This is a genomic window from Chamaesiphon sp. OTE_75_metabat_556 (assembly GCF_031378165.1).
Lineage (GTDB): Bacteria > Cyanobacteriota > Cyanobacteriia > Cyanobacteriales > Chamaesiphonaceae > Chamaesiphon.
On the sequence record NZ_JANNDR010000589.1, the window covers coordinates 1 to 8,844 of the forward strand.

General features: G+C 45.9%; 10 protein-coding genes. 2 read left to right on the plus strand and 8 right to left on the minus strand.

Annotated features, from left to right (window positions below; all coding sequences use genetic code 11):
* A partial coding sequence (locus RMO27_RS23445) for a hypothetical protein (protein WP_309736951.1) occupies positions 1-237 on the plus strand: 237 nt, incomplete at its 5' end.
* Positions 238-432: 195 nt separating this feature from the next.
* Here RMO27_RS23445 and RMO27_RS23450 read toward each other — a convergent pair.
* The 7 genes from RMO27_RS23450 to plsX form a co-directional block, all read right to left on the minus strand.
* Positions 433-1,548 (minus strand): PDDEXK nuclease domain-containing protein, encoded by a 1,116-nt coding sequence (locus RMO27_RS23450; protein WP_309736952.1) that lies wholly within the window; start codon positions 1,546-1,548, stop codon positions 433-435.
* A gap of 83 nt (positions 1,549-1,631) precedes the next feature.
* Complete coding sequence (locus tag RMO27_RS23455; RefSeq protein WP_309736953.1) at positions 1,632-2,231, minus strand: Uma2 family endonuclease; 600 nt, start codon at positions 2,229-2,231, stop codon at positions 1,632-1,634.
* Between the two features lie 178 nt (positions 2,232-2,409).
* Positions 2,410-3,111, minus strand: coding sequence for a molybdopterin-dependent oxidoreductase (locus tag RMO27_RS23460; protein WP_309736955.1), 702 nt, complete (start codon positions 3,109-3,111; stop codon positions 2,410-2,412).
* A 59-nt stretch (positions 3,112-3,170) separates the two neighbouring features.
* Positions 3,171-3,773: a cytochrome b/b6 domain-containing protein gene (locus RMO27_RS23465; protein ID WP_309736957.1), complete on the minus strand. Its 603-nt coding sequence runs from the start codon at positions 3,771-3,773 to the stop codon at positions 3,171-3,173.
* A gap of 75 nt (positions 3,774-3,848) precedes the next feature.
* Positions 3,849-4,739 carry an ACP S-malonyltransferase gene (fabD, locus tag RMO27_RS23470; RefSeq protein ID WP_309736959.1) on the minus strand — a complete coding sequence of 297 codons (891 nt, stop codon included), beginning with the start codon at positions 4,737-4,739 and terminating at the stop codon, positions 3,849-3,851.
* Positions 4,740-4,943: 204 nt separating this feature from the next.
* On the minus strand, positions 4,944-5,951 hold the full coding sequence (locus RMO27_RS23475) for a beta-ketoacyl-ACP synthase III (protein WP_309736961.1): 1,008 nt from the start codon (positions 5,949-5,951) through the stop codon (positions 4,944-4,946).
* A 200-nt stretch (positions 5,952-6,151) separates the two neighbouring features.
* Positions 6,152-7,198: a phosphate acyltransferase PlsX gene (gene plsX, locus RMO27_RS23480; protein ID WP_309736963.1), complete on the minus strand. Its 1,047-nt coding sequence runs from the start codon at positions 7,196-7,198 to the stop codon at positions 6,152-6,154.
* 280 nt (positions 7,199-7,478) lie between these two features.
* Here plsX and RMO27_RS23485 point away from each other — a divergent pair, with 280 nt between their 5' ends.
* Positions 7,479-8,204: a SprT family zinc-dependent metalloprotease gene (locus RMO27_RS23485; RefSeq protein WP_309736964.1), complete on the plus strand. Its 726-nt coding sequence runs from the start codon at positions 7,479-7,481 to the stop codon at positions 8,202-8,204.
* Here RMO27_RS23485 and RMO27_RS23490 read toward each other — a convergent pair.
* Positions 8,194-8,748 (minus strand): GNAT family acetyltransferase, encoded by a 555-nt coding sequence (locus tag RMO27_RS23490; protein ID WP_309736965.1) that lies wholly within the window; start codon positions 8,746-8,748, stop codon positions 8,194-8,196. The genes RMO27_RS23485 and RMO27_RS23490 overlap by 11 nt on opposite strands.
* Positions 8,749-8,844 lie beyond the last annotated feature (96 nt).

The following is an 8,844-nucleotide window of genomic DNA, read 5'->3' on the forward strand; positions in this document are numbered from 1 at the left end:
GAGCTTGCCAAGCTTGAACAGTTAATTAAAAAAGGACAGGCAAGTGCTAATGACTATTTCAGAGCAGGTGAAATCCATACGCAGTTGGGAGATAAAGCTATGGCTCAGTCTAGATTTAATACTGCAAAAGAGTTGTTTGCAAATCAGGGAAATACACAACGTGTTATGAACGTAAATCAAAAACTAGAGATACTGAAAACGTTGCCATCACAGATACAGATTCAGCAAAGACAGTAAATATCTTATTAGGGCACTGTCTAGATAACGGGTGATGAATAGCTTGAATCTGCTTTTTAGCAATACTTTAGAGCATTTTTCAGCCCAATCGCTGGACAAGGGTTGACAACCTTGTTACCCATTAACTGAACAGTGCCATTCAGAGATATTGCGTAATCCAGAAATCTCAATTATAATCAGTCACTGCTTTGGCTGCTATGTTTGATCGGCTTTAACCATCAACTCATTCTGTAATTCCGTCTCAATTTCCTCGATCGAGGGCAGACTAGATGACAACTCTTGCGGTAAAGCACGAGTAAACTCATAGTCAGCAACCCCGATTGGCTTATGAATATCGCGTAAAGTATACTCTGCCAAAACTCGATCGGTCGTCTGACAAAGAATTAATCCGATTGTCGGTTGGTCAAATTCATGCCGTAGCAGATCGTCCACCACCGAACAGTAAAAATTCACCTTACCAGCGTATTCTGGCTTGAACTTGCCTTTTTTTAGCTCGATTACTACAAAACAGCGCAGCTTCAAATGATAGAACAATAAGTCGAGATAAAAATCATCATCACTTACCTTGAGCGGATATTGTCGCCCCACAAATGCAAATCCTTGCCCCAGTTCCAGCAGAAACTTTTCCACATGCTCCACCAAGCCTACTTCTAACTCGCGCTCGTGAAACGGCTCCTCCAATGTCAAGAAGTCAAAAACATAAGGATCTTTGAGCAGTTGCCGAGCCAGTTCAGATTGTGGCGCAGGTAGGCGGTTAGCAAAATTAGTCACCGCAGCACCCTGTCGTTTGTGGGTACGATTTTTTATCATTGATGTTAGAGTATCGCGGCTCCAACCATTGACGATCGTTTGCTGGGCATACCACAAGCGGGTTGGCAAGTCCTTGAACTTTTCCATCAGCAGGATATTATGACCCCAAGGAATTTGGGCAAGCAGATCTCGAACGATGCGCGGACAGGAGCTTTGAGGAATTATCGCTGAAGACTCAACAGACTCCACCAATTTTGCAACAGGCTGTTGCAAAATTACAGATACATCATATTCACGCGCAAACCGAATCATATAGCCGATATTACGCTCTGAAAATCCTTTCAGTTCGGGTAAGTCGTTCCGCAGATCTCGTGATAATCGCGGAATTACACCTGTACCCCAACCATCTTGTTGCTGACGTTGGTGAATCATTTGCCCCACATCCCAATAGAGCAAGATCATTTCGGCATTGACAGCAAGGCTGGCTTTGAGCTGTGCCTGCCGCACGCGAGTTTTGAGATCGCCCAATAACTCACCATAGAAAACTAAATCGGTACTCATTGCCATCATGCCTCTGCCAAACTGCTTTTAAGCGGCTCCCATGGTGTCGCTGTTTGATATTCTACTCGATCGATATTTTGTTCTCATTTAGATTGCTGCACCGCTGCTAGAAAAGTTTTCATCGCTTCCAGGCGCGAAGGCATTTGGACGCAGCACACCAGTAAGTCGAGATCTAGACTGGGTAAAAGCTGACTGCGATCAATCTCCTCGTAACCCGCCGTACCTAAATAGTAAACCTGAAGTCGATTATCTTCCCACAGCCACACTTCAGGAATTTGGAAGCGGCGATACTTTTCGAGCTTGCGGAGATTACCACTAGTCAAAATCACCTCAATTGCCAAATCGGGTTGCTCTTTCTTGACATTCAAATAGTAAGATTCATCTGGCTCAAAGGAAGTCCCTTTCTCCTCGCCTCTGCGGGTGGCAATGCCCACGGGCGTAAATTCAATCTCCATCGCGATAAAATAGGCTTCTAAGAACATGCCAATTAAGGACTTGATTTGTTCGTGAGATTCACCGAGGGTCATGAGTTCGATCGATCCATCCAAGTAGGTAATCCGTAAACCAGGGGAATCTACCAGCAGAGCTTCCAAGGCTTCAAACTCTTGCCAATTATAGGTTCCGGGCATGAGCAAGCGTTGCTCTCGATCGGTATCGGACTGCACTGATAAGGTAATACTCACTTTTTTAGCCTCTTGATTTCGATCGTCGTTGGCGTAGCCGCTCTGACAAGAGCATCGATCCGAATTAATATTATATCAAAATCAAATTCACCATCGAATTGGCGATCGATAGAATCGCAACTTAAGCATTAAATTTGACAAACTATGAAAATGTTTTCAATGTTACCGATCGATTTAGTTATAAGCCAGCAAACCATTCATAACCCAAATCTTCCCAGTAGCCGCGTTTCGGGAGCAACTGACTGGTGACTACTATTTCTATTACCCATTTACTCTGTTTGTAGCCGAGTTTGATCGGGGATGCGAGGCGAAGTGGCGCACCATTATCGGCGGGTAAAGGACGACCATTCATTTGATATGCAAGTAGTGTTTGGGGATGGACTACCGAGGCGAGATCCCAGCTTTCATAGTAACCATCAGCGGATTTAAAGTAGACATATTTAGCCGTCGATCGCATTTGGGCTAATCTCAATAAATCTTGCAATCTCACACCGCCCCACTGAACGATCGCCGCCCAGCCTTCGACACAGACTTGGCGAATTACCATTGAGGTCAAGGGCAGTTGCTGAATCTCAGTCATGTTTAATTGCAAAGGTCGATCGACTTCACCAGTAATTGCTAATTTAAAATTTGCCAGATCTATTTTAGGTGTGCCCCGAAAACTATTGATAATTAATTTGGTTGGTTCGATCGCCGCAATCGGAAATTCGGGGGTAGGTTTAGCCGATAATATTAACGATCCAAATGCCTCATTTATGGGCATCGAAATTCGCCCGATCGGATCGTAAAGCAGCGTCCCAGCTACATTCACCATTAATCCGGCTCCCGCCCATTGCAAGAGTTGGCGGCGGGAAACTCGTCCGGTTTTTTCGATCGTCATGGTATTGTTATAAGTTGGGAGTTGGGAGGATTGAGATCGCTAAATTTACGATCGATTAGTTATTCTTGTTTGAGTTTCAAGAACTTAGTAGCAATTTTACCTTCCCCAATTCCCAATGCTAAACTAGAGTGAACGAGCGTGAATAATAACACCAGCGGCACAGTCATAAAATGCGCGGTACGTAATGTTTGCCAATCGCCAAATAAATTTGCTAACCAATAAAATTGGACGGGTTGATACATCGATAAACCTGTAGCGATCGCCAGAATTAAGATGGGAATGATGCTGGTATACACGATCCGATGCCAAGCATAATTGCGACGTTTGGGATTGCTACTGGCTTGCAGTGCTTTGACATCTTGAGTATTCCCAAATCGATCGCGCCATCTTTTCGTCCAGAAGATATAGACACCATAAGCCAAGAGGTTTAAGCCATATATCCACATCAGGGCAAAATGCCAATTGCGCCCGCCAGCTAACCACCCACCCAAGGTAATCAACCACGGAATATGGATGCCATCGCGGCCGCCAAATACAGGATTGGCATTATAAATTTGTAAGCCACTGGCAATCATACCAAACAGACTGATGATATTTATCCAGTGAAATAACTGCACGATCGTTGGTTGTCCCCCGATCGATTTTTCAGTTTGAGATGTCATCTAATTTTGGAGAGGTCTGGCTTAATTATAGATTCGATCGCCGATGCTGTTGGGGACTCAGAGATCGAGCTAGATTCAAACAGGAAAAACCGCTTCTAGATCCGATCGCGTACCCATCTGGACTGTCGAAATGCCCTCACAGGTGCGCTTAATCAGTCCGCCCAATACTTTGCCAGGGCCGACTTCGATCGCTTGTTCGATGCCCAATTCGGTCAACTGCAGCGAAATTTCTCGCCACCGTACCGCACCAGTAATTTGGCTGTCGAGTTGTGCTTTTAATTTACTACCATCAGTGGTGGCGATCGGCGCGACATTCGATAACACGGGAATTTTGGCATCATGAAACTCAATTGGAGCCAGGAATTTCCCAAACTCACTAGCGGCGGCGGCCATCATCGGTGAGTGAAAGGCACCAGACACATTGAGCGGGATGGCACGTTTGACTTTGATTTTACTGACTACCGCAGCGATGCCGTCTGCTGTACCCGAAATGACGACTTGAGCGGTACTATTATCATTGGCTATGACCACGTCTGGAGTATCGGAGATCGCGGCTGCTAGTTGGTCTCGATCGAATCCAATTAGGGCGGTCATGCCACCATCTGAAGCCAAATCCATCAATTCGGCGCGATACTTGACTAGTTTCAGTCCCGTCTCAAAGTCAAAAACTTCAGCGGCGTACAAAGCGACATATTCACCTAAACTATGCCCAGCGACTGCATCGGGCAACACGCCGCGCTGTTTGAGTGCATCTACTAAAATACATTCGATCACATACAAACAAGGTTGAGTGTAGCGAGTATTTGCGAGTTTTACTTGATCATTTTGGCAAATATCGACTACCGACCAACCTAAAATTTCGGCAGCTTGATCGAATGTGGCTTTAGCTCGATCGATCTCCAACAAATCTACTCCCATGCCAATTACTTGCGAGCCTTGTCCGGGGAATACCCATGCAGTTTTCATGTTAATTATTACTTGTGATATTTCACCTCTAGAGCAAAGGGTGAAGTGGATTTCAGCGACAATCCTTAGTCTATCTGAAACACGAGATTATCTAAAATTCTTGGAGAGTTTTTAGCTCTAACTATTACTAACAAACCATATTTTATCTCAATAACGATCGTCTAGATCTTGATCAATATAGTTATTATTTACTATCCACTAAATTCAATTACCCCACTGAAAGATAGCTGCACCCCAACTCAAACCAGCACCAAAACCAGATATCGCGATCGTATCGCCAGCCTGAATTTTACCAGCTCTGACGGCTTCATTGAGCGCGATCGGAATTGAAGCCGCTGAAGTATTGCCATACTTAGCAACATTACTAACTACTTTTTCGGGCGCAATCTGCAAGCGTTCGGCGACAGCGTCCATGATCCGTTGATTAGCTTGATGGAGGATCAACCAATCGATATCTTGACTAGTAAGATGAGCTTGATGGATGACTTTACCGATCGCCTCGGGGACGCGATTGATGGCAAATCGATAGACTTCTTTGCCGTTCATTGTAATGTACTGATACTTACCTTGGGTGAGGATAATCCCAGGTAATAGTTCGCTTAATTCGGGTTTGAAAGCGAGATTCAGACAGGCATTTTGAGTGCCATCACTTTTGATTTCAAAGCCCAATAAGCGATCGGTATTTTGATTCGCCTGCATGAGGATAGCACCCGCACCATCTCCAAATAATACGCAAGTGTTGCGATCATGCCAATCCACCCACCTCGATAATAGATCCGCCCCAATTACCAGAATATTGCGATATACGCCCGTCCGTAAAAACTGCGCCGCAGTCACCACCCCAAATACGAATCCCGAACAAGCTGCTGTCAAGTCGAAAGCAACTGCTTTAGTCGCACCTAGCTGGGCTTGAATCTGACAAGCCGTACCGAATAAGTCTTCCGAAGAGGACGTTGCTAAGATAATCGCATCAATGTCAGTAGGGTTGACGCCACCCATTTCCAGTGCTTGTCGTGCTGCTTGAGTCGCAAACCCAGCCAATGACTCGCGATCGTTGCTGATATGGCGTTGGCGAATCCCCGTCCGACTAGAAATCCACTCATCAGAAGTATCTACTACCTGGGCTAACGCATCATTGAGGACTACCGTTGCTGGCGCAGCCGCACCGCAGCCAATAAAAGTAACTCCCATGGATGTGTAGTTTGATTGCATGTAGATCGGGTGGGGATTAAGGACTGGGAACAGCAGGGGAAAGGAGCAGCGTTGTGCGCACGCCTTTGTTTCACGACGGTTCGCGAAAAGTGCGGTCTTGGGCTTTGCCCCGGTAGAGCACCTTTTTAAGACAAGTGCAACAAGATCAGGGTAAAGGGGAATCTTCAAATACCTTTCCCCAAGATCGCTTGAAATCTAAACTAGTCACCTGCCACAGTCGGCTCTTTTTGGGGGGTGGTGTCGCGAGTTGAGGATTGGATTTGGGCGATCACATTCTTATCGACGGCACTTTTAGCAGATCGGATCGCATTGGCGATCGAAAACGCATCCGAACTACCATGACTGATAATACAGACTCCCTCTACTCCTAATAGTAAACCACCGCCATGCTCGGCGGCATCGATCCGCTTTTTGAGCCGTTTGAGGTTGGGTGTGAGCAGTGCCGTACCGACTTTGCCATTTAACCCTCTGGGCAGTTCTTCTTTGAGCATCTGGACGACGATATTGCCCACCGCTTCGGCAAACTTGAGCAAGATATTGCCGACAAAACCATCACAGACGATCGCATCAAAGTTGCCTGATAGCACGTCGCGCCCTTCGGCATTTCCGACGAAGTTAATATGTGGATTCCGTTGCAACAGCTCGTGTGCTTCGATGGCTACGGCATTACCTTTGGATTCTTCTTCACCGATATTCAGCAAGCCGACTTTTGGCAATTCCACCCCCAAGACAGACTGACTGTAAATCGAACCCATCAGGGCAAATTGTTCGAGATACTTGGGACGACAATCGACATTGGCACCTACATCTAAAATCACCACTGATTTATCCGCACGATTGGTGGGAAATACTGCCGCAATCGCGGGTCTGTCAATCCCCCGCAACCGACCCAATCGCAATAGGGCTGCGGCCATCGCTGCGCCAGAATGCCCTGCCGAGACAACCGCATCAGCTTTACCCTCTTTGACAAGTTTCATCGACACATTGATCGAAGCCTGGGGCTTGCGCCGCAGGGCACCCAGCGGTTCTTCGTGCATTTCGATCGTGCCTTCAGCGGGGACGATCTCCAATTGGGGGGCATTAGGGTGTCGATCGAGACAAGCCTGAATTTGCACTGGATCGCCCACCAAGATGACGTCTACATCTGCTAATTCTGTTTGGGCTAGGATCGCCCCCGCAACGATGGCGGCGGGTGCATCATCTCCACCCATTGCGTCAAGTGCGATGCGTGCGCGAGTTGAAGCCATTGATGCCACTAAGTAGAAACCATCCGAATTCTACCAGAATATGACCATCCGCCACACGATCGAACCATAACGGATCTCGATTTATTCACGGCTGCCACCGATGGCGATCGGTTACGATCGCCATCACCATTGTGTACTACAATCTCTAGATATGTCTGGGCACTGCTAAATCGAGGCATGATTTGGCGGTCGAGTCCCAAAAATTAATATAAATGAGATCTGAATTGACGATTTCAAAAGTATCGAGCTAGGATTAAGGTTAAGCGGAGTGTCGCAATCAATGAGAACATCAACAATTAACACGATCGAATTAGGTGATATCGCCATAGCTGTGGTGCGCAAAAATATCAAAAATATTCACCTCCGCATTTATCCACCTGCGGGTAACGTGCTAATTTCTGCGCCACTGCGGATGAATCTCGATACGATTCGCGTCTTTGCGGTTTCCAAACTAGATTGGATCGCAAAACATCAACAGAAGATTCGCAGTCGAGTTAGAGAAACACCACGGGAATTTGTCGCTCGAGAGAGTCACTATCTGTGGGGTAAATGCTATCTGATCGATCTCCTCGAACTAGAGGCACGATCGCAGGTAGAACTACGTCACGATGTCTTATTACTCCAAGTGCCTCCTGGTGCAGATATCGTCAAAAAACGTGCGATCTTCGATGAATTTTATCGCCAGCAGATGGAAGCCGCGATTCCACCCCTAATCGGTAAGTGGGAACGATTGATGGGCGTAACTGTCATTAGTTTTAGTATCCGCAAAATGAAAACCAAATGGGGTAGCTGCACGCCCAGTTTGGGGACGATTCGCTTCAATCTAGAACTAGCCAAGAAACCGATCGAATGCCTCGAATATGTCATCGTTCACGAACTAGTTCACCTACTCGAACCAAGTCATAACCAGCGTTTTATCGCTTTTATGGATGCTTTTTTGCCCAAGTGGCGATGCGATCGAGATGAACTGAATCGACTACTAATTCCTCAACAAATTAATCTATAGTCAAGAAAGCCAAGGTATAAAACGAATTACCGTTAAATTCAAATTCATCAATAATTTCTAAATCAAGTTTTCGGGTATGTGCGGCAAACGATCGCTCATTAATTTTATTGATAAACGTAATCCCCACCGGAAATTTTGGGGCAAAGCTCGATCGCATCAGCGCATATAATTCTGGGAAAATATTGCTACCGCGTAAATTAACATCAATACAAACTGGGCCATACTGAAAACTGCGATCGATAGTAATCTCTCGACTCTGAAACTTTAATTCTGGCAACCGTGCCATCATCAGTCTGAAGATTTCCCATTGTGAGAAAAACTTCCAGTCGCCAGCTAGTAAATACCCGATAATCTTGCCATCATCTTCAGCAACAAATACGCCAGACTGACTTAATAACTGCCGTAATAAATCCGGTGTAAACGGAGTCGTCACAAACCCACCAGCTAAGGCTGCCGCTGCGATATTCGCATACAAATTCCGTGACTGAAGATCGAGAACCCCCTCAAGATCCGACTCGATCGCTTGTCTAATCATTCGAGCCATTAGTCACCCCTCCAGATTGATCTCAATCGCCCAAAACCTAAGATAGGGGTAATTCATGAATTGCCCCTATCAATTATCAATTATCAATTATCAATT

Excerpts from the sequence above, each read along its gene's own strand:
- RMO27_RS23450 (WP_309736952.1), bottom strand. The coding sequence starts at position 1,548 with ATGAGTACCGATTTAGTTTTCTATGGTGAGTTATTGGGCGATCTCAAA.
- RMO27_RS23460 (WP_309736955.1), bottom strand. The coding sequence starts at position 3,111 with ATGACGATCGAAAAAACCGGACGAGTTTCCCGCCGCCAACTCTTGCAA.
- RMO27_RS23465 (WP_309736957.1), bottom strand. The coding sequence starts at position 3,773 with ATGACATCTCAAACTGAAAAATCGATCGGGGGACAACCAACGATCGTG.
- fabD (WP_309736959.1), bottom strand. The coding sequence starts at position 4,739 with ATGAAAACTGCATGGGTATTCCCCGGACAAGGCTCGCAAGTAATTGGC.
- RMO27_RS23475 (WP_309736961.1), bottom strand. The coding sequence starts at position 5,951 with ATGCAATCAAACTACACATCCATGGGAGTTACTTTTATTGGCTGCGGT.
- plsX (WP_309736963.1), bottom strand. The coding sequence starts at position 7,198 with ATGGCTTCAACTCGCGCACGCATCGCACTTGACGCAATGGGTGGAGAT.
- RMO27_RS23485 (WP_309736964.1), top strand. The coding sequence starts at position 7,479 with ATGAGAACATCAACAATTAACACGATCGAATTAGGTGATATCGCCATA.
- RMO27_RS23490 (WP_309736965.1), bottom strand. The coding sequence starts at position 8,748 with ATGGCTCGAATGATTAGACAAGCGATCGAGTCGGATCTTGAGGGGGTT.